This is a genomic window from Glycocaulis alkaliphilus (genome assembly GCF_004000605.1).
Classification (GTDB): domain Bacteria; phylum Pseudomonadota; class Alphaproteobacteria; order Caulobacterales; family Maricaulaceae; genus Glycocaulis; species Glycocaulis alkaliphilus.
On sequence record NZ_CP018911.1, the window covers coordinates 1,101,466 to 1,124,972 of the forward strand.

A 23,507-nucleotide genomic window follows, 5' to 3' on the forward strand; every position below is an offset into this window, starting at 1 on the left:
CGCTGTCCCGCGTCCCGGACCAGGCCGATATGTATCAGCCTGTCCGGGGGTGACAGCACGGCGGCGCGGGTTTCGATCAAGATCAGGCCCGTGCGTCGTCAGTTCAGCGATGCATCGTGATCGTAGCGCCGTTGGCTAGCAGGCCATGTCAAAGCGCAGCGTGTTGCCATCGGGATACTGTATATCGCCCACGCCCGGATTGTGGTTAGGCGTCAGTTCCACTTCGCCGCTCGCACGGCTTTCGGTGGATGTGTCGAGCACAAGTTGCTGGGCTGAATAGCGTTCCAGAACACGCCAGTTCTCGCCGAGCAGTTCCAGCGTCACGCTGGCATTGCTGGTGTCATAAGAGCCATCATTATCGACCCAGTAACGAACCTGAATGGAGTTCTGGTCCGACGAGGCCGTTATGGTCCACTGCTCGCCACCGGGAATGGCCCGGCAACGCGTGTTCTCAAATGACAGGTCTTCACCAGCCCAGTTCGCGGTTGCCGAGCCTTCGGATTGCGAGCCGCCGGTGTTTTCTTCGCCGCCACATGCGGCGAGAGCGAGCCCCAGGAGAGCTGCGGCTGGCATAGTCACAAGAGATTTCGTCATTGGTGTTGTCCCAGGTTGCTGTAAATTTGAAGGTGTCTGGATCGGCGCGGTGCCGAATGCTTTCAGGTTCATTGTTTGTGGATTGGATGCCTGACGTCAGGCTGTCTGCCGGATTGGTGACTCGTCCTGACGGGCGGCAAAGGGCGACATGCCCTGCATGACCAGAGCGACCAGCTCGCTTTGCCTGCTCGCGCCGGTCTTCTCGAATATCCGTTTCAGATAGCCTTTGCCGGTATTCTGGGAGATGCCCCGTTCGCGGCAAGCGGCGGTCAGCCCCACGCCGCGAACAAGACTTTCGGCCAGCCCGGCTTCGGCCGGCGTGAGATTATATAGAGCTGCCAGACTTTCAGCGTCCGGGCAGACGGCTTCGGGCTCACGGACGATGACCGCAATGCGCGGCGCCCCGGCGTCTTGCGGTTCCATGCGCTGGGCCATCATTTCCAGCGCGCCGCCCCCTGCCAGGTCTTCAATCCTGAGAAGGGCGCGTTCACCCGAGAGCGCAGCCTCAAGGCTCTGGGTGAGCGCCTGCATGTCACCGCAACGGCGCGCGCCGAGCGTCCCGCATCTCCAGACCAGGCCCCGGCTGCCATTTGACAGGATCGCCGCCCAGGTCTTGTTGGACAGCAATACCTGGCGCCTGCGGCCGAGCACCGCGAAACCCAGTCCCAGCATGTCCATGCCCGAGCAGGCGACCTTGTCTGGCAAGGGCATGGACGGCAGACCCGGTGCGATCATGTTCATTGCGTGCGTTCCCCTTTTGACGCGGCGGCTTTGCTGCACTTGCACTCCGCCTGTACCTAAAGAAACGGCAAGGAGGCCCCGAAGCGGACATCAGGGGGGTATTTTTCTTGAGTTTCCCGTATCCGGCCTAGTAGTCTGGACCGGGTGGGGCTTGGGGACGCACCAGAAACAAGGTCCTGAAATATGCTCGATTTCGGCTTTGAGAGGCCGCCAGAAATAGCGGCTGCAGCAGACAGGCTCGTCCCGGCGCTCTGGGATGATCTGCGCTCGGTAGCCAAACGTGAGCGCCGCCGGGTCCGTGCCGGTTATACGCTCCAGACCACGGCGCTTGTCGGCGAGGCCTGGCTCAAGCTGCGGCGGCGTGAAGCGTTCGTCGATGACAGCCATTTCCTGCGGGCATCGGCGATAGCCATGCGCTGCGTGCTGATCGACCATGCGCGCCAGCGGCTGACAGCCAAGCGCGGACAAGGCCGTATCGAAGCGCTGACCGACGATATTGAGCCCTATTGGGAAAGCGATGAACGCCTCATCGAGCTGGATGAGGCGCTTACGCGTCTTGGCGCATTGAACCCCCGCCTGGCCGAAGTGGTCGAGCTACGCTTCTTCGGCGGTTATACCGAGGCACAGATCGCGCCGCTTCTCGAGATTACCGAAAGAACCGTCCGGCGCGACTGGGTCAAGGCCAAGGCATGGCTCTTCCGCGAGATGTCTGTTCAGGACGAGGCGGAAGACTAAGTGCCCTACATCCCGTGACTTTCCCGAATGCCTTCGATGGCACGCAGCTGCAGGCCTGCCGCCGGTCCGAGCGCACTCAGCGCCGCTTCGGCCTCATCCAGTAACGCTCCGGCCTGACGGGTATCACCTTCGCTGGCCAGCACCCGCGCCATGGCGATGGCGACAAGCGCGCTGGCCGGGCCAGGACCATCGCTTGCTTCCGTGATTTCATCATAGGCATCTCTGGCGATCCGCAGCGCGTTATCCGTGTCGCCAATCCCTGCCTTGGCCTCGCTATGACCTGCAACGGCGGAGGCATAGGTCAGGCTCGCCGGGCCGGCATGCTCGCGCGCCATGGCCGCTGCCTCACGCAGGTGCGGCAGAGCCTCCCCCGGCCTGCCCAGATTGATCAGTGTCTTGCCGTAATTATTGAGCACCGCTGCCGTCGTCGCGGATGGCCCGTAGGAGGCGCGCCGATTGTCCAGTATCTCCCTGAAAAGGGGCTCGGCGGCGGCATGGTCACCGGAGACCACCTGCACTGCGGCCAGATTGTTCAGCGTGTTCAGGGCGTCCGGCCCGTCATCCAGCCCCGTCGCGCGCCAGACGGCCAGCGCTTCGCGCAGCGAAGCCGTTGCATCCTCCAGCCGGCCTGCAGAGAACAGCATGACACCCAGATCATTGTGGAACACGCCCGTCATCCGGTGAGTCTCGCCACTCAGCGCAATCCGGTCAGGCAAGGTGCGTTCCAGCAAGGCTATGGCCTCCGGCAGGCGGCCCCGGTCCCGCAGAATGCGCGCCTCTACCAGCCGGCTGTCGACGAGCCGCCGGCGCCATTGGCGCGGATCGTCAGCCCAGAAAGCCTGTGCCTGGGCCAGCAGCGACTCCGCCTCGTCCGGGCCGGAGGTCCGCAAGATGATCTGGGCCAGGTCATATCGCGCGGACGCCAGCAAGGCCGGGTCCAGCTGCTCGTCGTCCACCAGTACGCGCAGCAGCGGCAACGCCGCCTCATAGTCATTGAGATAGAAATACAGCTCGGCCAGGGCGTGCATCACCTGACCGCCGCGCTCCGGGGCAGCCTCGAACATCTCACCGACCTGCGCTGCGGCGGCCTCCAGGATTTCGCGCGCGCTGGCATTGGTGCCGCCGGAAACATCCGCTCCGTCGCGCAACATGAAGAACAGATAGTGCTGGACGGCCTCCAGACGCGCCTGCTCGCTCTGAGCCCAGTCGCGTTCGATCCGGACCTCGCGTGCCTGCCAGAGCGAGGCGCTCAACCCGCCCGCCAGCGACAGCACAAGGGCGGCTGCAGCACCAGCCTGCCAGCGGTAACGCCAGAGATGGCGGCGGAATACATACCCCCGCTCGCCTGCACGGGCCGCCACCGGGCGGCCCTTGAGCGCGCAGCGCAGATCATCGCAAAAACTGCTGACCGTGGGGTACCGATCACCGGGGCGCTTGGCGAGTGCGCGCGCAAGTATGTGGTCTAGGTCCAGCATCAGGCGCCGGTCCCGGCGCTGGCAGGCCGTCACCGGAAGGCGTGCGGGCGGTTCTTCAAGAGCCCGGCGCAAGGCGACCGGCAACGGATCGCCGGAGAGGCGCAGCGGCGGATGTCCGGCAAGAAGCGCAAAGAGCGTCGCCGCCAGCCCGTAGACATCGCTGGCCGTAGTGGCGGCATCACCGTCGAGCAGTTCGGGCGCGGCATAGTCCAGCGACAGAGGTGCCGTCTTTCGCTTGTCAGCGCCTGACAGGCGCGCCACGCCGAAATCGATGACCCGTGCCCGCTCTGCGCCGTCCACCAGAATGTTTGACGGCTTTATGTCGCGATGGACAATCAGCTTTTCATGGGCGTAGGCCAGCGCTTCACCGGCCTGAAGGATTATATCGACGATCTGGTGTGGCCGGGGCGCGCTCATCGCCACCCAGACATCAGCCGACGCGCCGTCAGCCAGTTCCATCACCATCCACGGACGGCCTTCCCCGGTCACACCGCCATCAAGCAGCCGGGCGATATTGGGGTGCTCCAGCCGGGCAAGATAGCGCCGCTCGCTGTCAAAAAGCGCGATGTCTTCAGCCGAGCCGGGCCTCATGATCTTCAGTGCGGCGGCCTGATCATACAGCCCGTCTGCCCGCTCTGCCTTGTAGACATCGCCCATTCCCCCACGGCCTATAAGCCTTGAGATGCGCCAGCTCCCAAGCTCCTCGTCCGGAGTCAGAAGCGGCACATCGGCTTCCTCAGGGTCTTCCAGGAATGCGCCTGCACGGGCAGCCGAGCCGAGAAGGGAGAGTACTTCGTCTGCAATGGCCGCATCGGCCGCTTGCGAGCGGACGAAAGCTTCGCGCTCAGCCTCGGGCAGTTCCAGTGCGGCGTCCAGCAGGGACTCGACCGTAGACCAGTCTATGTGTCGATCCATGAGGGACTCTCGTGGCGGCGATCCAGCGTGAGCGGTCAATGCTAAGGCCATAGCGTGTGCTGCGCCAAGCCCGTGTGAATGTTTTCACCCCTGGGTCACCATGCTTCAGGCCCGTTCAGGTCTATTCTGGCAGCGCCGGGGGCGGCTTCAGTCAGGCGCCATGATGTCAGCCAAGTGGAGACCGCCATGATAAATACTGTCCTTGTCTCGTCCGTAATCGCTGCAGGTGCGATGTCATCTGCCTGGGCCACCGGCCCCGCCGCGCCGCAGCCCGACTTTCGCATGGTCACGCAGATGCACGACCAGAGCAGTGGCATGACCATTGATGCGGAGCTGCGCCACTCCGAGGGCCGCTTCCGGATGGAGACCGAGTTTCAGGGGCAGGCGGCGGCCGTCCTGATCGATCCTGCGGCCGATAGCGTGACGATCCTGATGGATATGAACGGCATGCGGATGGCCATGGAAGTACCGTCAGCTGATAGCGGCTTTGCCGTTCCTGATGCTGATGACCGGTTGGGTGACCCCATTGGCTCCGACACCGTAGCTGGAGAGCCATGCACAATTTACCGCTTCGAGATCGAGGATGCGCCCGGCGACCAGGCCGAAGGCTGCCTGACGCACGATTACGTCGTCTTGCGCGTGTCCTCGCAGGATGAAGGCGTCGTGTTTGAAGCGCGCGAGTTTGAGCGCGCCGCGCAGGAGGATAGCTGGTTTGTTGTGCCAGAAGGCTATCGGCGCATGTCCATGGGCGCCATGGGTGGTTTTCGCCGCTAGCAAAACGGGCAAGCGCCAGCGGGGGCAAGCCCGCGCTGGCGCGGAGCCACGCTAGCGGAAGCGGCCGGGAATGACGACCGCGCCCGGATTGACAGGCCCTTCAAAGCGCTCCCCTTGGGGAACAAGGAAGACGACTAGCGCATGACCGTCACGGCCGGCATGGCGGCCCGCCGCGCTGGCCGCGCGCTGGGCTTCAGACACGCTCGAAATCGTATCGCCCCGTCCCATGAAGTGATCACCGGGAAAGAAGTGATCGCCGGGAAAGAAATGGTCGCCCGGGAAGAAGTGGTCGCCTGGGAAGAAATGGTCGCCGGGAAAACCCTGGGCATGGCCTCCATCACGGCCAATGCGGATATCCTGAGCGGTGCGCCCTATGATCTGTCCGGAGCCATCGACGATATAGGCCAGTACGGTTCCGGCCTGCGTGCCCCCGAAGCGGGCGTGCCGGGCGAACCACTCGCCGGTCTGTGCGGCCGTGGCGCCTCGCTCGGCATGAGTGCGGGCAAATTGCTGATAGTCCCGCTCGGATAGTTCAAGCGTCAGATCCACGGTTCTTTGCGCCGCCGCCTGGGGCGCGGCCATCAGGGCCGAAAGCGCCAGAGCCATCACGCCCATCACGGCGAAGGCAGCCCGGCGCGGCAGACGGAGACAATCATGTTGGATAGCAAGCATGGTTCCAGCTCCTTTGAAGGTTTGGGTTTGGGCGTAAGGCGTGGCTGCTCGTGTAGCGGCAGGCGTCATTACCTCCGCCGGTAAGGGGCGCAGCCAGCCATTACACTCATGCCACTCCATCCCGGGCGCCTGCAGACCCGTTCGGGGCTAACCCCGGTTTTGCCTGACGCGATACTGGGCCCTCTCCCGGAATCCGGCACTCTCGAGGCTGACCAAAATGCTCGCACGTCATCCGTTTTCAATTTCAGCGGCTCTCCTCCCGGCCATGGCTTTGAGCTTGTGGGCCTCAGGGGCGGCGGCTGAGGAGGAATACGACGCTTCCGATTATGCGCCGCCGCGCCTGTTCGAGCAGGAACCGAACAACACGCCCGATCAGGCCCGCCGTTTTGCCGGGCATGGCGTGCTTATCGGCAATGTTTCCGGGCGCGATCAGGATGCCTGGATGTGGACGGTGGAGGACGAAGACGCTGACCATTTATGGTCGGTCGAACTTGTGGCGGAAACGACGGGGCTGGTGAGGCTCGACATTATCGAGCTGTCCTACCACGAGGCCGGGGCCATAGACCGGGCGGTGGAGTCCGGCCTGGTCGGCGCCCTTCCGGCAACGTCGCAGGACAGCGCCGGACTGATTTCCGGTTCCCAGACCCATATCAGCCTGCAAACCAGCCGCGGCCGGCCTGTGGTACGTCAGGACGAGCTCCTGCTTCCGCCTGGCGAATACCTCATCGGCATGTCGGGGGCCGAAGCGGGCGGCGACTACGAAGTGCATGTCAGGCGCGGCCGGCGCGCGGCGCTCACACCCGTCGGCGAGGTGGCGCGCAACGATGACGGCGGCGTTATCGTGCCCGCTGGCGAAGAACGTGTCGTCATGACCGAGGGGGGATCGGGCACCTTTGCGCTCGATGTCCCTGACGATCAGGAAGACGGCCAGCTCTGGCAGGTATCGGTCATCGGCGGGCTCGGCGCGCGCCTGTCTGCGTCTCTCAGCGATGCTGATGGCGGCCAGCTCGCCGCGCCGGTGACAGCCAGCCCGCTGCGCCAGCACTGGCGCAATGTCGCGCTGGAGCCGGGCGCAAGCCTGCAGATCGAAGCGGCAGTGCGCGACGTGCAAGTGGGCATTGCCGCGGTCTCCCTGACGCCTCTGGGCATTGCCGCACCGGGAGAGGAACGTGAACCGAACGACATGCTTGAGCGGGCCAACTGGACCGATCTCGCCGAATACGGCTTTGCCGGCACGCTCGATGGCGTGCGCGATACCGACTATTTCGCATTCGCGCTGGATGACACGCAGACAGACGGCAGCCAGACGCTGATCATCGAACACGGGTCGGGTCAGGAAATTCTGGCATGCCTTGAGGACTTTACCGGCCGCGAGCCGATCTGCCGCCGCAGTAATGCCGAGCGGTTTGCATTCGGGCCATTGCAGCTGGAGCCCGGCGATTATGCCATGCATTTGCGTGCGCCCAGGGGCCGCTCGGAAACGATCGATTACGCTGTTTCTCTGGAAACCGGCCCCGCTCCAGCGGCCACCATCGCCCGTCAGCCCAATGATCATGCTGACTGGGCCGCACCGATGGAGGCAGGCCGTCCTGTAAGGGCCGGGACAGACATACGGCGCTGGTTCTGGTTCGAGCTTCCGGTAAGCGGGTTGCCGCAGCTCTGGCGCTTTCAGGTCAATGGCGATGCAGTGCGCCAGCTTCAGGTCCGGGAAGCCGAATTCGGGCGGACGATCGCGTCAAACAGCTACGGGCGCCCCTCAAGCGGCGTGATGCGTCTGGACCGCCTGACCCTCCTGCCGGGCCGTTACCTGGTCGGTGTGGAGGCTGAGGCCGACATCATGCTGCGCGCCATCCCGATGGGCCAGCCGGAGCCGGGATGGGAGGTCGAACCCAATGACAGCGCGCTGACCGCCAACGCGCTGACCCTGGGCGAGACCATGCAGGGCAATTTCCACCATGGCGACACTGACATGTTCGCCTTCACGACCCATGGCTGGAGCCAGGTGAGGGTGAGCGCGACACCGCCGGGCGACACGGGCGCGCGTCTCCGCCTGCTCCATGGCAGCCATGAGATCGCCCAGAGCGCGATGATCGAGGATGGCCGGATCGAAATGGCCGGGCGCCTGCCTGCCGGGGACTATTTCGTCGAATTGCGGGGCCAGTCGCCCAGCGAGCTGGAATACGCCCTGACCGTGGACATCGCTGCGCCGTGGGAGATATTCGACGGGCCTCTGATCGCTGACCGCCCGCCACTGGCTGAGCAACTGCCGGCTGATGGCCGGGTGCCGATCGACCGTGAGACGCTGGTGGCCCGGATGGTTTCCCACTGGATCGCCTTGCCCGTCGCTGACGCCGAACGTGACGTCACTGTCGAAATCGAGAGCGGCGGTGCCCGGACGCTTGCCATCCTGAACTCGGATCTAGAACCGGCTGCCGAAGGCGGTGGGCAGGCCGGAGAAACCCTCGAAGCGACCGTGCCGGCAGGCGAAGCCTGGCTGATCCATGCGCAAGGTTTCACGGGCGCGCCTGTTCTGATGGTCGACGACCCGGCGCTGGCCGAGCCCGACGATAGTTGGTCGGTGGAAATTTCGGGCGGGCAGAGTCTCGCCGCATGGCGGCCCGAGCGCCAGCGCGTGGAAGCAGAGCTGGAAATCGTCAATACTGGCGATCAACCGGCACGCCCCGATGTCGAGATTGCGGCTAGCCGGTCTGATGCGCGCATCAGCTACGACGCGCCGGCCGGGCCGCTGGAGCCCGGAGCGCGCGCAGTGATCGCCGTTTCGGTGGACATGCCAGCCTGGCTGCCGCCGGATGCTCCCGCCATTCTCTGGGCCCGTGCGGGAGGTGTCACCGCCGAGCTGCGTCTGGACGTGGAGACAGGTGCTGCGCCCGCCAATCCCCACGCGGACCGCGCCGACGAGGACCTGGCCGGGCTGGTCAATCTGGCCTGGGACGCGCTGGGCGCGCGGTTCACGACGGACCCCGAACCAAGGGACCGGGCCTTTCACCTGATCAACAACACGGTGGGCGGAGATACGGGCCTGCGCTGGCATGAAGTACTCGGTGAGCCGCTGCCGGTCATCGAGCTGGCCGGGGGCGGCGGTGACATTCACGCTCTGGTGCTCGACCAGACCTCGTCACTCCCGATACAGCAGCGCTGGCGCCGGGTCAGGGTGGAGCACTCTGCCGGCGGTGCAGACTTCGAGCACTTGCTCACAGCAGAGCTGGACGTCGGTGATGGCCAGCAGGTTTTCCGTCTGGCTGCACCCGTGGCCGCCACGCATCTGCGTGTCACACCCTTGAGCGACTGGGGCAGCCGCAGCCGGGCCGGCGAGCGCACGAACACTGTATCGGGCACCGGCCTCCTCATGGCTCTGGGCGAGCCGGGCGAGGCCATTCAGCCCAACCTGCTCGACCCGGCCTTGGGCGGGCACATCGTGTGGGCTGATGGCGCCCAGCATATCGGACGTTCCTTCCTGCACGGCGGTTTGCAACGGGGGCGGGGAACGCGCGCCTTCCATCAGAGGGAGGAACGGCGCCAGGCCGTGGACCGTGATCTGGTCGCCGGTTTCCATCAGCAGCGTCTGGCACGGATCGAGGCGCTTGAGTGGCGCACGGGCAGGGCACAATCCGCCCAAGGCCCGCAAAGCGTGGCGGTCAGCGTGTCTGAAACTGGTCCGCTGGGCCCCTGGACACGCGCAGGCGCCATTGAAATCTCTGACGGCGAAGGCCGTCTGGCCTTCGATGAGCCGCTACTGGCGCGCTATGTACGCTTTGAGCTTGAGGCTGCAGACCGGGGCTTTACCGTGCCCGAGCACATTGCGGCCTATGAGGCCGATAGCCTTCAGTCGCGGCGGTCAATTCTGGGTCATTGGGGCTGGTATACACACGAAGGTCCTGAAGAAGTTGAACAGCAAGCGTTTGACGGTGATGTGGACACCGCCTCATCCGCGTCATCGCCCCTGCGGCTGGATGATGGCCGCCGGGGCCGGCTGGAAGCTGTGGGTGATGTGCGCGCCTACACCGTCAACGTGCCTGACGGCGCGAACACGCTGGACATCACGCTGCACGAGAGCGTCAGCGAGCGCGCCGCTGTCAGCCTTCATGGCCCGGACGGCGAGGCGGAAATTGTGTGGGAGCGCAGGGCTGATCACCGCCACGGCACGGCGATTGGCCTGTCACCGGGCGAGTATCGCATCGAGCTGGAAGAGCCGGTGCGTTCCATCGCGATCGTCTGGGACGGGTCTGGCAGTATCAGCGATCATCAGCCGGCCATCTTCCGGGCCCTGTCCGAATTTGCTGACGGGCTTGTCCCCGAACAGGAGGTGGCCAACGTCATTCCGCTGGGCTTTCCGCCCCTGATTGATGGCTGGGCAGAGTATGGCGTACAGCTCAGCCAGGCGCTTGCCTCGGTGGAAACCGAATCGCGCCGTTTCCGGGTGGACCCCGCTACATCAGACGCCGAGACCGGACTTCTCATCGCTGCCCGGCGGCTGGACGGCCGGGAAGGCGAGCGTGCCATCATCCTGATCGCTGACGCCGAGCTGGTCACCCCCCATCGTTCTGAACTCTGGCCCATGCTGGATCGCGTGCGGCCCCGCATCTTCGCGCTGGCCATGAACCCCGGCAATCACGGATCGGACACCGCCAAGCTCCTGCATGAGCGCAATCTGACCATGAACTGGGCCATGGCGGCGGGCGGGCGCTACAGCTACAGCACCAGCACTCCGGCGCTGTTGCGCAATCTTGAAGCGGCCATGCACGAGATCCGCCAGCCGACAGAGTTCCTGATCTCGGCTGAGACCGGCTGGAGCGATCCGCCCGAGCCGGGCTCGCTGTCGGTCGTCAGCGGCGATGAGCCTGCTGTCGCCGGATCTGTGGTCCATATGATCTTTGATGCGTCCGGTTCGATGCTGCGCCGGATGGAGGGCGGGCGCCGCATTGATGTGGCCCGCTCCGTCGCCCGCGAGGTCATCGCTGAACGCATCCCCTCCAACGTGCCGGTGGCGCTCAGGGCCTTCGGACACACCGAGCCGGGCAGCTGCGAGACCGAGCTTCTGGTAGCGCCCTCTGCAGGCAATCACGATGACGTGCTGGCCGCGGTTGAAGGTATCGAGGCGATCAATCTGGCGCGTACCCCGCTGGCAGCTTCTCTGGCAGCGGTGCCTGGTGATCTGGCGAGATTTGATGATGGACGCCAGCTCGTGGTGATGCTCACCGATGGCGAGGAAACGTGTGATGGCGATGTGGAGGCCGAGCTTGAGGGCCTGATGGATTCCGGCGTCGAGATACGGCTCAACATTGTCGGTTTCCATATCGATCAGGCGGGTTTGCGCGACGAGTTCGAGCGCCTCGCTGAAATGGGCGGCGGCGTCTATTTCGACACCCGCGATGGCGAAGGCCTCTCCGAGGCGCTTGCCCGGTCGGTGGCTGCCGAATTTACGGTACGCGATGTATCGGGCGCCGTGGCCGCCCGGGGGCGTGTCGACGAAGCCCCGGTTGAGCTGGAGGCCGGCCGCTACACCCTGCAGATCGATGGGAGCGAAGACCGCGAGATCGTCATCGAACCGGATTCAGAGACCGTCATAACGCTCTGAGCCCGGTTGCCAGATAGCCAGAAAAAAACCAACCAGGAGACCGCAATAATGGCGAAAAACGTCCCTCAAATCCCGGCCATCGGCGCAGCAGCGCTGGCCCTTTGCATGTTTGCCGGCACGGCCAGCGCCCAGTCCCAAGGCGTGACCAGAGCCGGCTCGGTCACCGGCACGATCGGGGATACGGCCTATGAGGGCAGCATCCCGATGCCCAATCCCCCCAATGCGGACCTGTTCGATGGCGCGCATTACACGGTCGCGATGGAAGGCTCGAACCTCTCCTTGCGGGTCAAGATTCTCGCGATTGGTCAGAACGAGACGATCCGCAACAGCCCGACGGGCTATTATGGCAACAATGCTGTCCAGCTCGACCTTGTATTCGAGTTCACCCAGGACGGCCGGGATGCCATATCCGCAGACAATATCGTGTCGTCGTCCGTGACCTTTATCGAAGCTTGGGCGTCCCGCGTGCCGTCTCCGGCGCTGCAATACCAGACCATGTTCTCCCAGCCTGCGGTGTCCGTCGACACGTTCAACTGGAGCGAGGACGGCATCGAGATTTCAGGCAGCGTGTCCGGCGAGGCGTGCCTCTATGTCTACGACATCGATGAGCGCGGCGACCGCGTGAACGCCCAGGCGCGGGTGATGGGCGAAACCTTCTGCCCCGAGATCAATCTCGATTTTTCGGCCCTCGCGACCGAAGAGCATATGTAACCGCCAGCCGAACTGCACACCCCTAGCCCGGCCCTTTCAGGGCCGGGCTCTTTGCTGAAGCCTTCCTGGACAGGAGACCTTGATGAACCGCCTACGCATACAGACGAGCCTGCAAACAAGCGTGATCGCAGCCTGCCTTGTCGCGGGAACGGCGCAGGCCCACTCGCCCGGCGTAAGCCTTACGCCACAAGCCTTCATCGAAATTAGCTGGGAGAATGTGAACGCCTCCCGCTATGAGGTGCGGGCCGGTTCATCGCGGCTGATGTCGGCCTCCCGGCTGAGCTATCTGCATCTCAGCGACGTCCCGCCGGAGAATTTGACCGTTTATGCCATCCGGTTTGAAGGTGACGGCGATACAGAGCCGTTCCGCGAAGTGCGCGAGCCGATAGGCTTCACGGCTGAAACCACCGAGCGCTATGTCATTGACTGGGATCCGGAAGTTTATTCACGGGCCTATATCGGCGTCCGGGCAGGCTTTGAGGGGCCGGTTGGAGAGCGCGGCGCCCGCGTTCATTTTGCTCAGCAGCCTCCGTTCACACTGCCCCAGCCTACCGGCCAGATTTACGAGATCATATTTGGCCAGGGCGTGTCCGGCGAAGACGGGGCGGGCTCGGCGCCGTTTCGGGCAACGAGAGATGGTTTTGAGGCGCATGCGCCTTATGTCGACCTGACGCCGGCCGAAGCCCCGTCCGGGCCGTAGGGGCTGAAGTGGCTGAAGGGCACAGGTGCTAGACGGGGCACTGCCCTTCAAACCGCACCTCCATTGTGGCGTCGCGGATGGGCGGGAACACGGCGACGGTTCCAGAGGCTGCAAGCTGGCCGTCGCCGGTCCAGTCCCTGAGGTCTGGTGCCTCCGCGCTGTCCTCAGGTCCACGATGCACCCACTGGGCATTGTCATGCACCACGGACAGGGCGTGCAGGCCGGGCCAGCGCTGTATCATCACGGATATGGCGTCGCCGCCGGCAAGGGCTCCGCGCGCGCCAGCCGTATTCGTGTCGCGGTCACACATCGTGACTTCCATCTCGTGCGCTTCGCCGTCCAGCCAGAGCGTGCCGGTTCCCGGTGTGGCGGCGGATGTGGCCATCAGAAGGGCCAGGGCGGTAAGGGACATCACAGAACTCTCCAGGCTTGATTGTCAGACGGCGGGGGAAGGGCGCACGCTACCAGCAGTCGCGGCGCTCGAACAAATTCATGAGATGGCTGCGCCGGTCGTAGGCGACGCCTGTGCGCCAGCCTTCATCCGCCTGAGGCTGGCGGGCAGGGGCACCACTACCCAGCACCCGGCGGGCATCGCCCAGAATGCCGCTGGTTTCGTAATTGCGGGTATGCCGGGCGGCTGACTGACCGGCATCAAGAACCTGATCGGCGTCCACGCTTGCGCCGTGATGGCCCATGCCAGTTTCCGCCGCGATGAATGCGTCGATATTGCCAATCTCGGCTTCCAGCGCATCACAGCTCAGCGCAGGATCACGCGGCAGGTTCGCGGCGAGCCACGGGCCGTTGCCAGCCTGATCAATCTCGCCAAGCGCGGCGGCGCAGCTATTGCGCTCATAGAGGCTCATCAAATGGCCACGCCGCTCAGAGGCCACACGGTCAGGATCAGGCCCCTGGCGGGCCGGGCGCGCGGGCTGCTGGCTGCCGCCAAACAGGCGCTGAGCGTCGCGCATCATGCCGCTTGTCTGCCGGTTTCCGGTGCGGCGTGCCGCCACTTCTGCAGCTGCCACGCCCTGGCTGGCAGTGACCCCGCTGCCGTGCGCGCCATCGCGATTGCTCGCCCGCCAGACATCGATCTCGCCGATTTCCGTTTCCAGCGCTTCGCAGCTCAGACTGCGGTCGCGCGGCTCTCTGGCGTGCTGCCACGGCCCTGACTGCGCAGCCGCAACTGCAGGGATGACGGCCATGGTGACCAGTGCGAGGGCAGACGAAGCGATCAGGTTTAACCGGGGCATTGGCAGGTTTCTCCTCGAGAGAACGGGCAGGCTGCCGGCCAGCCAAGCCTAACCTGCCCACCCCGCGCCAGACCCGGACGGGTCTAGCTGCCACCGCCAAAGGCGCTGATGGTCTGATGCCCCGCAATCCCGGCCCATATCCAAGGAAAGATCAATGTCCATGCAGATACCCATGCCCTTCGCCAGACCCCTCCTCATGGCCGCGCTGCCCGCAATGGCGCTTGCGACCGCATGCACTGCCATGGCTGATGATGTCAGCGGGTCTGTGGATGGAGAGGCCAGGCAGTGGCATGTCCTGCAGGGCGACGATGGCAAGACTGTCAATTTCAGCGAGTTCTCGCCCGGCTTTCAGACTGTCACGATCCAGGCACACCGCAGCACCCGGTATGAGGTTGAGGGAAGTATCTCCATCACCTTCTCGCTCATGGATGGCGAGATTTCTGACGGGGAGGCGATGTATTTCCCCGAAGCGCGGATGACGCCGCACTTCACCGACGAGAACGCCCATGAAAGGCTTGTGCTGGAGCGTGTCGAGCTCGATGGCGGCGATACCCGGCTGGTCGGGCGCTATGAAGGCGAGCTGGCCTATCGCGGATCAATGTTCAGCGAAGCCGACGAGACCAATACGGTCTCGCTGGTCGTTGAATTCGACGTTAGCCCCTCCCGCGAGGACTAGGGCCTGTCCTCTATCAGGCGGCGGCGGGAGCAGCGCCGGGCTGCGACCGCCGGTGCAGGGAGCGCGCAACGAGAACCAGCGTGACGACCGCAACCGGGTAGAAGGGCACGAGCGACAACATCGCGTATTCGAGCCCTTGTGCCGGACCGTACTGACCGGCCAGCCAGTCACTGGCAGCACCGATATAGAGCGGGCCCAGGCCCATCCCGACCAGATTGATGACAAACAGCAGGATGGCCGCCGAGGTGCTGCGCTGGCCCGGAGGGGCCAGATTCTGCACGATCGCCATGCCGGGGGCGACAAACATCATGTTCATCGCCATCGGGATGGTCAGGAAGATCAGCGCGACATACCAGCTGTCCGCCATCACGCCGACAACGAAGAACGGGATGCCGATGCCCAGCGCCCAGGCCGGGATCATGGCGTAGGCACTGGGCGTGGTGCGCGCAAAGCGGTCGGCAAGATGGCCGCTGAGAAACATGCCGAGCGCCATCGAGAAGCCGATGACCAGGCTGTACCAGGTCGCGATGTCGGCCATTTCAGCGCCCTTCGCGCGCATCAGCAATGCAGGTGCCCAGGCGGCAAAGGCGTTGAACACGAAGCTGTAGGCCGCTGCAGCGAGCAACAGCATACGCAGGGTCGGGTCGCCGAGAAAATCACGCACGCACTGCATGATCGAGGGGCCTTTGGTCCCGTCGGGCGCCGCCTCAACCGGCGCATCAAACCGGCCCCTCTTGGGCTCTCGCACGCACAGCCAGAGCAGCAGGGACAACAGAACACCCGGTGCGGCGACCACGAAGAATGCGGTGCGCCAGCCAAACTGTGCGGCGGCCCAGCCACCCAGAGCCACGCCTACCGTCGCGCCGAGCGGCACGCCCAGTGACCACAAGGCGATAGCCCCGCCGCGCCGGTGAGGAGGGAAGTAGTCGGAGATGATGGACATGGACGGTGCCGCGCCGCCCGCCTCACCGATGCCCACGCCGATACGGGCAAACAGCAGATGGAGGAAATTGTTCGACAGGCCGCACAGGCCGGTGAACAGGCTCCATACAGCGCAGGCCACAGCCACAACGCGTACGCGGTTCACCCGGTCCGCCATCCACGCTACGGGGATGCCAAAACTGGTGTAGAACACGGCGAACGCAAAACCCGACACCAGCCCGATCTGGGTATCCGAGAGGTTCAGGTCCGCCTTGATGGGCTCGGCGAGGATCGCCACGATCTGCCGGTCAAGATAGTTGAATGCGTAGATAAGGCCCAGAACGAGCACGACAAAATAGGGGTAAACGCCAACGCGCTGCTCACTCTGGGTCGATTGCATGGAACGGTCTCACATTGCGCCGGAGAGTGATCAACGCCTGCTGGCGGACCGCTCCGGAAGCCCCTGATGATGAAGCCGCCCCCGGATCGCGAGGGCGGCTTTGAACGACAGCAATACGGGCTAGTTGCGGCCGTGGTGGTCGAACTCTTCAACCCCCATCTCGCGCAGGAGGTGAGCCCGGTCATAATACTCGCGCCACTCGGTGATGAGATTGTCATCGCCGAATGAGATCACGCCGACGACGGGCACTTCGCCCTTCTTCCCCTTGAAGGTGAAGCGGTCCCAGCGCTCGACATAAACCCGGCCATCAATAACGCCGATATGGTCGATATCGAGCACGATCTCGTCAATGCCGGCGCCCAGCCCGGAAATGCGCTCGTAAATGGCTTCCCGCCCGACCACAGGGTCCACCATCATGGAGTGAAGCACGCCCTTGGGCGCGAACAGATCGCCGACCTTGCGCCAGTCCTTCTTCTCCCAGGCGCTCGCCATCTCGCGGACGGCCGCAATCTTCTTTTCTTCGGTTGACGACATTATTTTCCTCCCTGTCAATCTCGTTATGCAAGCGATATTGGGGCATCTTCGGAGCCTGTCAATCAACACTGGCTTGACAAGACTGTCAGGCGAGTCATGGTGTCACTTGCTTAAAAAGACGAATGGTCCGCGACGCCCGTCATAAAGGCGGGAGGGCGGCCCGAGGGAGGAGTTGAGCATGTCTGTCCGTTTTCGGAGAGGTCGGCTTCTGCTGACCACTGCCAGCCTGGCGCTGGGCGTTCTGATGCCCGCCACGTCACTGGCCAATGAGTTACAGGAACAGCCCGTAGCATCCACCAATCAGGGTGTTGAGGTGCTGGTCATTACCGCGCGCAGGCGGGCGGAAAGCCTGCAACGCGTGCCAATAGCCGTCACGGCTCTGGGATCAGAGCAGCTGCGTAACGAACAGATCACCGATCTGTCGGAAATAGCGGCTTATGTTCCGAGCTTTACCTACCAGTCCCAGAACTCGATGGAATCCGAGATGTTCATCCGCGGTGTGGGCACCACCCGGCTGAACGGTGCGACGGCTGACCCGTCGGTCGGCACGTTCCTCAACGAGATCTATATCGGCCGGCGTGGTTCGGCGACGCCGCCGCTCTTCGATCTTGAACGCGTCGAGGTTCTGCGCGGCCCGCAAGGCACGCTTTATGGCAAGAACGTCGTCGGCGGCGCTATCAACCTGATCACGGCGGCACCGCAAGACGAATTCGGCGCCGGCGGATCGGTGTCGATCGGCAATTATTCCAGCCTTCTGGCCGAAGGATTTGTCACCGGCGCGCTGAGCGAAAACCTGTCAGCGCGTCTGTCGCTTTACCGCGAACGTCATGACGGCTTCGCGCGCAATGTGATTCGCGACGAAGAGCTGGAGGACCGCGATTCCTACGCCGGGCGTCTGTCACTGCTCTGGAACGCCAGCGATAATGTGCGCATCTCGCTGGTCGCAGACTACAGCGATGATCAGGGCGGCGGACCTTCGCGCAACGCCGTGGACGATCCCACCCAGCCCGGATTTGGCTTCATTACGCCAAACATTCCGGCCAATCCGCGCCTGAACCATTCGCCCTATGAGCAATATGCCGACCGTACCACGGGCGGTCTGACCGGCCGGATGGATTGGGACCTTGGCAACTCCACGCTAACTTACCTCGCCGGCTACCGTTATGGCGAGGCGTCAGGCCGCTGGACGCAGGCCGGGGCCGGCTCGCCGCCTTCGATCACGGACAGCACGCTGACCCAGTATGAGCAGTATCGTGGCTATACCCAGGAGCTGCGGCTGGCATCCGATGCCGGAAACCGGCTGCGCTGGATCGGTGGCCTCTACTATCTCTATGAGGACATCGAGCGCAGCTCGCGCAACACGGCAACGTCCTTCCTTCCGGGCGGTCCGGGCAGCACGCGGGACTCGCTGGACGGCGACAACATCTTCATCGGGTTCAGCGAGACGCGCAGCTATGCGGTCTTCACCGAGGTCGAGTTCGACATCACCCCGGCAGTGACGCTGGTCGTAGGCGGACGCTACACCCGCGATGAGAAGGACCTCCAGTCTGACGCGATCATTCTCGATTTCGGGCAGCCGGGAGACCTGCTCTCGCCAGCCCCGCTTCAGGAGGAGTATTCGGTAACGGTGGGCGGCGCCTGGTCGCGCTTCACGCCGCGCGTATCGCTTGAGTGGGATGTGTCGGACAACCTGCTTGTCTACGCATCGTATTCGGAAGGGTTCAAAGGTGCAGGCTGGCAGGGAGCAACGGCCAATGCCGTCGCTGCGGCCACCGCCTATAATCCCGAATACGCCACCACTTACGAGATCGGCCTGAAAGCTGACTGGTTCAGCAACCGCCTGCGTACCAATCTGGCGGCCTTCTACACGGACTTCTCTGACCTGCAGGTGGAATTGCTTGACGATGTGAACCTTACCCTCGTCGTCGCCAATGCCGCCGACGCCGTGATCAGCGGGTTCGAGTTCGAGGTGCAGGCAAGCCCGACCGACTGGCTGAACCTGTTTGCTTCAGGCTCGATCATCAACGCCGAGTACAAGGACTATATCGATCCGCTTCGTGGCATCGACTATAGCGGCAACCAGATGCAGCGTACGCCGGAGTACCAGTACGCGGTGGGCGCGGACATCCGCCAGCCGGTAGGCAACAATCTCGAGCTGATCGGCAATATCAATTACGCCTATCAGGATCAGATGTACTGGGGCCCTAACGAGCTCAACTTCGAGCCGGGCTACGGCCTTCTCAATGCCCGTGTGGGGATCGGCGCCGAAGACGGCCGGTGGACGCTCTCGCTGTGGGGCCGCAACCTCACGGACGAGCTTTACCGTGTCAGCATCATCCCGTTCGTCGGGGATGAGGTGTCGGTATTTGGTGCGCCACGCACCTATGGTGTGCGCCTGACGGGCCGGTTCTAGGCCACAGGCAAGCCGGGGGACCGCCGTGCCCCCGGCAACCCTTGACAAGGGTGTTGCCTGACCGGAGGGTCAGGCAACACCCCACTGTCCTCAACGGCCTCATGAATTCATCGAAAAAACAGAGCAGATCGCTCCCGGCAGACCGGGAGGCGCCACGTGCTGCCCCCGGCCAGCTGGTCGAGGCAGATTCAGCCGCGCGCGCGTTGAACATTCTGGGCGATCGCTGGACGCTCATGATCATTTCCTACGCCTTTGTGGACGTAAGGCGCTTTGAAGACTTCCAGAACCGGATCGGGATTGCGCGCAGCCTGCTGACCGACCGGCTGCGCCGTCTGGTGGAGGTGGGAGTATTCCGGCGCGAACAGTATTGCGAGCGTCCGCCGCGCTTTGAATACCGCTTCACCGAGATGGGCCGGGACCTGTATGGCGCATCCCTGATGATTATCCGCTGGGAGAAGCGCTGGTTCTATGACCGCAACATCCCGGCACACACGATCAGGCATGATTGCGGGAAAGTCTTCACGCCGGAATACCGCTGCAAGGCGTGTGGCGGCGTCATCTACGCACGCGATACCTATTCTGAACCCGGTCCCGGCGCGGGCTTTGACCCTGCACCCAAATCGCGCGCGCAACGCCGGTCAATCGTCGACAGGGCGCTGCCCGAAGACTCCATGATGCAGCGTGCGACAGACGTGCTGGGGGATCGCTGGACATCGCACATCATCGCGGCCGCTTTCCTGGGCCATTCGCGTTTTGGCGAATTTGAACAGGCGCTTGGCGTGGCGTCGAACATTCTGGCCGACCGGCTCTCCCGGCTCGTGGAGCTCGGCGTGTTCAAGCAACGGCTCTATCAGGACAAGCCGGAACGCTGGGAATACAAGCTGACGCAGGAGGGGCTGGACCTGTTCCCGCTGGTGCTGGAGCTGGTGCGCTGGGGTGATCGCTGGCTGTCCACCAAGGAAGGGGTTCCGCGCATCATCTATCACCGCCCCTGCGGCCATGTGCTGGAAGGCGTTATCACGTGCGATCAGTGCGAGGGCGAGGTGACCCGGCACTCCACGGCAATCTGACGCAGGCCCAGACGCTTGCTTAAGGAGACTAACGCCGGTAGCCTGCAGGCAAAGTTCTTTCGAACCAAGGACAAGCCTGATGAAGCTCGAACGTCTCCCGCCGGTCAAAACCTCCCTGCGCTCCAGCAATCACCCTTATCTCAACGGTGCGTGGACGCCGTTGCACGAAGAGGTGAATGCGTGGGATCTGGAAGTGATTGAGGGGACGGTCCCGTCCGACATTGATGGTGTTTACCTGCGCAATACCGAGAACCAGGTACATCAGCCGCTTGGGCGGCATCACCCGTTTGATGCCGATTCAATGATCCACCAGATCGACTTTTCAAACGGCAAGGCGTCCTATCGCAACAGGTTCGTGCGCACGCGCTGCTTTCAGGCCGAGCAGATCGCCGGGGAATCGCTCTGGGGCGGACTTGCAGACCCAGCTGGCACATCCCGCCGGCCCGGTTTCGGCGCCCATGGCAGCCTGAAGGATAATGCCAGCACGGACGTCGTTGTTCATGGCGGCAAGGCGCTGGCCACCTTCTATCAGTGCGGCGAAGCCTACATGCTCGACCCGGAAACCCTCGAGCAGATGGGCGTTGCCCCCTGGGCGCCGCTTGATGGTGTGTCGGCCCACTGCAAGGTCGATGAGCGCACGGGCGATCTGCTCTTCTTCAACTACTCCAAGCACGCGCCCTACATGCATTACGGCGTGGTGGACCCGTCTGGCCGGTTGAAGCACTACACGCCCATTCCGCTGCCCGGACCGCGCCTGCCGCACGACATGGCATTCTCGGAAAACTACTCGATCCTGAATGATCTGCCGGTCTTCTGGAATGCCAGCCTGCTGGAGCGCGGCATTCATGCTGTGCGCATGCACGACCTGCCTTCGCGCTTTGCCATCCTGCCCCGCTACGGCACCGAAAAGGATATCCGCTGGTTCGAGGCCGACCCGACCTATGTGCTGCACTTCCTGAACGCCTACGAGCAGGGCGACGAGATCATCATGGACGGCTATTTCCAGGAAGATCCGATTCCGAAACCGCTCACTGACGGGCCCAAGGGCTATGAGCACCTGATGGCCTATATCGATGAGCACAGCTTCAAACCCAAGCTGCACCGCTGGCGGTTCAACTTGGCGACCGGCAAGACGGTAGAGGAGCGTCTCGACGACCGGATCGTCGAGTTTGGCATGATCAATCAGCGCGTGGCGGGCCAGCGCCATCGCTATATCTACTCCACCACCACCAAGCCGGGCTGGTTCCTGTTCAACGGCTTCATCAAGCACGATCTCGATACCGGGACGTCAGAAGAAGTGCGTCTTGAAGAGGGCCGCTATGCGAGTGAAGCGCCGTTCGTCCCCCGCATTAATGCGAAGGACGAGGATGACGGCTATCTGGTCTCGTTCGTGGTCGATGAAAATGCCGGAAAGTCGGAATGCATCCTGATTGACTGCAAGCGCTTCTCCGACGGGCCGGTCGTACGCATTGCCCTGCCGCACAAGATTTCCAGCGGCACCCATTCATGCTGGGCCGACCGCGGCTTCATCCGTAACGGCAAGGCAGGGTAGGGGGGCGTCAGCCCCCCAGCTTTTCAAGCACCTGCTCGCGCAGTTGCGAGCGGACAACCTTGTTCATGGCATTGCGTGGAAGCGCGTCTACCCGAACGGCTTGCTCCGGCAGCTTGAATACGGCGAGACCCTTTTCACGCAGCCAGCCGGTAAGCTGTTCCAGCGTCGGCACCGCTTCGCCGCGTGGAACGATGGCAGCGCAGACGCGTTCACCCAGCACCTCGTCAGGAATGCCGACCACAGCCGCCTCGGCAAGGTCAGGATGACCGCTGAGCAGATCGTCCAGCTCGGCCGGCGAGATGTTCACGCCGCCCCGCACGATGATGTCCTTGCACCGCCCGACAAAGCGATAGAATTGCGGTATTGCGCCATCACCAGCCAGCTCGAACAGATCGCCTGTGCGGTAATAGCCCTGCTCGTCAAACACCGCTGCCGTCAGTTCCGGGTTGCCGAAATAGCCGGAGAAGGTGGCAGCGCCCTGAAAGCGCAGCTCGCCGGGTATGCCCGCTTCGGTAATGTCTTCGCCAGTTTCAAGGTCCACCAGCCGGGTCTGGATCATGGACGCAATATCGCCCGACCATTCAATCCCTTCTACCCCCATGCGGGGGAAATAGCGCGCCCTGTCGGCATGGTCAGGCACGTGCAGGTGGGAGCTGAACAGCGAGGCTCCTTCGTTGGAGCCGTATATATTGCAGACCTCAATGCCGTACTCGCGCGAGAAGCCCTCGATCATCCAGGGCGCGAGCGGCGCAGAACCGGCGCCAATCGCGCGCAGGGAGTCCAGACTGGTCCCGGCAACCAGTTCCGGCATTTTCAGGATCGCGTTCAGGATAGCGGGAGCGGCGATGGTGTAGTTCACCCGCTCGGCCTCTATCTGCTGCAGGAAGACCTTCAGGTCGAACGGATGGTGCAGGACCAGCACACCCGCCCGCCAGAGCCATGAGGTCACAAGGCCGAACGAGCCGATATTCACCAGCGGGAACGGGTTCAGCACCGTCTCGCCGGGCTGCAGGTCGGCCGCTTCGGTTACCATGCGCGCATTGACGATCCACAGATTATGGTCGCGCGGCACGCCCTTGGGCCGGGCCTCGGTGCCCGACGTCCAGAAGATGGTGAAGGTCTCGTCCGGCCGTGACGGGTTGGCCTTGGCATAGGCGCTTGCGCGCTCGCCGCTGGTGTTTGCCATGGCGGCATCAAGGTCAACCGTGCCCTCGGGCGCGTCTCCGCCAAGGATGAGCACCTTATAGCCACGCGATGGCTGGAGCTTCAGCGCCAGCGCCGCGTGATCAAACCCGGCAAAGCGGGCGAGCGTCACGACCGCCTTGGGTTTCACCGTGTCGAGTACATAGGCCAGCTCATGCTCGCGATAGGCGGTCACGACCGGGCTGATGACCAGCCCGATACGCGCGGCCGCCAGTGCCAGGATCACGGTCTCGGCGAAGTTCGGCGTCTGGTAGGTCAGCACATCGCCCTTGCGCAGGCCCTGCTCCAGAAGAGCCGCCGCCATCGCATCAACCTCCTCACCCAGCTCCGCCCAGCTCAGCCTGCGTGGCTGCTTGCCATCGAGATCGGCACGGTTCAGCGGATCCCGGAGCGCGCGTTTTCCGGCCGCTTCGACCCGGTTGCGCTGGACGAGGTGGTCGAGTGTGAGCGAGCCCCACCATCCTTTGGCGGTGTACTCCTCGAGGCGTGATGCGGGCGTTGCGGCCATGCGGATTTGCTCCCTGAATTTTATATGTCAATTTACTTGCATAATAAGACTAACTGTGCCCATTCAT

Annotated in this window: 18 protein-coding genes; 9 read left to right on the forward strand and 9 right to left on the reverse strand. The window is 63.6% G+C overall.

Features of this window, described 5'->3' with window-relative positions; translation table 11 throughout:
• Window positions 1-135: 135 nt before the first annotated feature.
• Together X907_RS05295 and X907_RS05300 are read right to left on the reverse strand one after the other, a co-directional pair.
• Complete coding sequence (locus X907_RS05295; RefSeq protein WP_127565975.1) at window positions 136-594, reverse strand: hypothetical protein; 459 nt, start codon at window positions 592-594, stop codon at window positions 136-138.
• Between the two features lie 96 nt (window positions 595-690).
• Window positions 691-1,335 carry a helix-turn-helix transcriptional regulator gene (locus tag X907_RS05300; RefSeq protein WP_127565976.1) on the reverse strand — a complete coding sequence of 215 codons (645 nt, stop codon included), beginning with the start codon at window positions 1,333-1,335 and terminating at the stop codon, window positions 691-693.
• Window positions 1,336-1,518: 183 nt separating this feature from the next.
• Here X907_RS05300 and X907_RS05305 point away from each other — a divergent pair, with 183 nt between their 5' ends.
• Entirely contained in the window at window positions 1,519-2,070 is a 552-nt protein-coding gene (locus X907_RS05305) for an ECF-type sigma factor (protein ID WP_127565977.1), read from the forward strand.
• A 5-nt stretch (window positions 2,071-2,075) separates the two neighbouring features.
• On the opposite strand, the gene X907_RS05310 is transcribed toward X907_RS05305, so the two are convergent.
• The gene (locus tag X907_RS05310; protein ID WP_170175468.1) at window positions 2,076-4,460 is read right to left on the reverse strand and encodes a serine/threonine-protein kinase; all 2,385 of its coding nucleotides are present in this window, start codon (window positions 4,458-4,460) and stop codon (window positions 2,076-2,078) included.
• Between the two features lie 186 nt (window positions 4,461-4,646).
• Here X907_RS05310 and X907_RS05315 point away from each other — a divergent pair, with 186 nt between their 5' ends.
• Window positions 4,647-5,234 carry a hypothetical protein gene (locus X907_RS05315; RefSeq protein WP_127565979.1) on the forward strand — a complete coding sequence of 196 codons (588 nt, stop codon included), beginning with the start codon at window positions 4,647-4,649 and terminating at the stop codon, window positions 5,232-5,234.
• Between the two features lie 51 nt (window positions 5,235-5,285).
• Here X907_RS05315 and X907_RS05320 read toward each other — a convergent pair whose 3' ends face one another.
• A complete protein-coding gene (locus X907_RS05320) occupies window positions 5,286-5,906 on the reverse strand; it encodes a hypothetical protein (RefSeq protein ID WP_127565980.1) in 621 nt (206 codons plus the stop codon).
• A gap of 265 nt (window positions 5,907-6,171) precedes the next feature.
• Here X907_RS05320 and X907_RS05325 point away from each other — a divergent pair, with 265 nt between their 5' ends.
• The 3 genes from X907_RS05325 to X907_RS05335 all read left to right on the forward strand — a co-directional run bounded on the left by X907_RS05325 (window position 6,172) and on the right by X907_RS05335 (window position 12,913).
• Window positions 6,172-11,502, forward strand: coding sequence for a vWA domain-containing protein (locus X907_RS05325; RefSeq protein ID WP_170175469.1), 5,331 nt, complete (start codon window positions 6,172-6,174; stop codon window positions 11,500-11,502).
• Window positions 11,503-11,550: 48 nt separating this feature from the next.
• Window positions 11,551-12,213, forward strand: coding sequence for a hypothetical protein (locus X907_RS05330; protein ID WP_127565982.1), 663 nt, complete (start codon window positions 11,551-11,553; stop codon window positions 12,211-12,213).
• Window positions 12,214-12,295: 82 nt separating this feature from the next.
• Window positions 12,296-12,913: a hypothetical protein gene (locus tag X907_RS05335; protein ID WP_127565983.1), complete on the forward strand. Its 618-nt coding sequence runs from the start codon at window positions 12,296-12,298 to the stop codon at window positions 12,911-12,913.
• A 28-nt stretch (window positions 12,914-12,941) separates the two neighbouring features.
• Here X907_RS05335 and X907_RS05340 read toward each other — a convergent pair whose 3' ends face one another.
• The gene (locus X907_RS05340) at window positions 12,942-13,325 is read right to left on the reverse strand and encodes a hypothetical protein (protein ID WP_127565984.1); all 384 of its coding nucleotides are present in this window, start codon (window positions 13,323-13,325) and stop codon (window positions 12,942-12,944) included.
• Window positions 13,326-13,374: 49 nt separating this feature from the next.
• A complete protein-coding gene (locus X907_RS05345) occupies window positions 13,375-14,163 on the reverse strand; it encodes a hypothetical protein (RefSeq protein ID WP_127565985.1) in 789 nt (262 codons plus the stop codon).
• Window positions 14,164-14,317: 154 nt separating this feature from the next.
• Here X907_RS05345 and X907_RS05350 point away from each other — a divergent pair, with 154 nt between their 5' ends.
• Window positions 14,318-14,839, forward strand: coding sequence for a hypothetical protein (locus tag X907_RS05350; protein ID WP_127565986.1), 522 nt, complete (start codon window positions 14,318-14,320; stop codon window positions 14,837-14,839).
• A 13-nt stretch (window positions 14,840-14,852) separates the two neighbouring features.
• Here the strand turns inward: X907_RS05350 and X907_RS05355 are convergent, their stop codons facing one another.
• Both X907_RS05355 and X907_RS05360 read right to left on the reverse strand, forming a co-directional pair.
• The gene (locus tag X907_RS05355) at window positions 14,853-16,160 is read right to left on the reverse strand and encodes a spinster family MFS transporter (RefSeq protein WP_127565987.1); all 1,308 of its coding nucleotides are present in this window, start codon (window positions 16,158-16,160) and stop codon (window positions 14,853-14,855) included.
• 120 nt (window positions 16,161-16,280) lie between these two features.
• A complete protein-coding gene (locus X907_RS05360) occupies window positions 16,281-16,694 on the reverse strand; it encodes a nuclear transport factor 2 family protein (RefSeq protein WP_127565988.1) in 414 nt (137 codons plus the stop codon).
• 178 nt (window positions 16,695-16,872) lie between these two features.
• Here X907_RS05360 and X907_RS05365 point away from each other — a divergent pair, with 178 nt between their 5' ends.
• The 3 genes from X907_RS05365 to X907_RS05375 all read left to right on the forward strand — a co-directional run bounded on the left by X907_RS05365 (window position 16,873) and on the right by X907_RS05375 (window position 21,729).
• Window positions 16,873-19,107: a TonB-dependent receptor gene (locus X907_RS05365; protein WP_127565989.1), complete on the forward strand. Its 2,235-nt coding sequence runs from the start codon at window positions 16,873-16,875 to the stop codon at window positions 19,105-19,107.
• Window positions 19,108-19,208: 101 nt separating this feature from the next.
• A complete protein-coding gene (locus X907_RS05370) occupies window positions 19,209-20,177 on the forward strand; it encodes a winged helix-turn-helix transcriptional regulator (protein ID WP_127565990.1) in 969 nt (322 codons plus the stop codon).
• 79 nt (window positions 20,178-20,256) lie between these two features.
• Window positions 20,257-21,729, forward strand: coding sequence for a carotenoid oxygenase family protein (locus X907_RS05375; RefSeq protein WP_127565991.1), 1,473 nt, complete (start codon window positions 20,257-20,259; stop codon window positions 21,727-21,729).
• 7 nt (window positions 21,730-21,736) lie between these two features.
• On the opposite strand, the gene X907_RS05380 is transcribed toward X907_RS05375, so the two are convergent.
• Complete coding sequence (locus tag X907_RS05380; protein ID WP_127565992.1) at window positions 21,737-23,440, reverse strand: class I adenylate-forming enzyme family protein; 1,704 nt, start codon at window positions 23,438-23,440, stop codon at window positions 21,737-21,739.
• Window positions 23,441-23,507 lie beyond the last annotated feature (67 nt).

Coding starts and splice junctions, on each gene's coding strand:
- X907_RS05325 (WP_170175469.1), top strand. CDS start 6,172: ATGGCTTTGAGCTTGTGGGCCTCAGGGGCGGCGGCTGAGGAGGAATAC.
- X907_RS05330 (WP_127565982.1), top strand. CDS start 11,551: ATGGCGAAAAACGTCCCTCAAATCCCGGCCATCGGCGCAGCAGCGCTG.
- X907_RS05295 (WP_127565975.1), bottom strand. CDS start 594: ATGACGAAATCTCTTGTGACTATGCCAGCCGCAGCTCTCCTGGGGCTC.
- X907_RS05355 (WP_127565987.1), bottom strand. CDS start 16,160: ATGCAATCGACCCAGAGTGAGCAGCGCGTTGGCGTTTACCCCTATTTT.
- X907_RS05305 (WP_127565977.1), top strand. CDS start 1,519: ATGCTCGATTTCGGCTTTGAGAGGCCGCCAGAAATAGCGGCTGCAGCA.
- X907_RS05340 (WP_127565984.1), bottom strand. CDS start 13,325: ATGTCCCTTACCGCCCTGGCCCTTCTGATGGCCACATCCGCCGCCACA.
- X907_RS05375 (WP_127565991.1), top strand. CDS start 20,257: ATGAAGCTCGAACGTCTCCCGCCGGTCAAAACCTCCCTGCGCTCCAGC.
- X907_RS05320 (WP_127565980.1), bottom strand. CDS start 5,906: ATGCTTGCTATCCAACATGATTGTCTCCGTCTGCCGCGCCGGGCTGCC.
- X907_RS05310 (WP_170175468.1), bottom strand. CDS start 4,460: ATGGATCGACACATAGACTGGTCTACGGTCGAGTCCCTGCTGGACGCC.
- X907_RS05315 (WP_127565979.1), top strand. CDS start 4,647: ATGATAAATACTGTCCTTGTCTCGTCCGTAATCGCTGCAGGTGCGATG.
- X907_RS05335 (WP_127565983.1), top strand. CDS start 12,296: ATGAACCGCCTACGCATACAGACGAGCCTGCAAACAAGCGTGATCGCA.
- X907_RS05360 (WP_127565988.1), bottom strand. CDS start 16,694: ATGTCGTCAACCGAAGAAAAGAAGATTGCGGCCGTCCGCGAGATGGCG.
- X907_RS05370 (WP_127565990.1), top strand. CDS start 19,209: ATGAATTCATCGAAAAAACAGAGCAGATCGCTCCCGGCAGACCGGGAG.
- X907_RS05350 (WP_127565986.1), top strand. CDS start 14,318: ATGTCCATGCAGATACCCATGCCCTTCGCCAGACCCCTCCTCATGGCC.
- X907_RS05365 (WP_127565989.1), top strand. CDS start 16,873: ATGTCTGTCCGTTTTCGGAGAGGTCGGCTTCTGCTGACCACTGCCAGC.
- X907_RS05380 (WP_127565992.1), bottom strand. CDS start 23,440: ATGGCCGCAACGCCCGCATCACGCCTCGAGGAGTACACCGCCAAAGGA.
- X907_RS05300 (WP_127565976.1), bottom strand. CDS start 1,335: ATGAACATGATCGCACCGGGTCTGCCGTCCATGCCCTTGCCAGACAAG.
- X907_RS05345 (WP_127565985.1), bottom strand. CDS start 14,163: ATGCCCCGGTTAAACCTGATCGCTTCGTCTGCCCTCGCACTGGTCACC.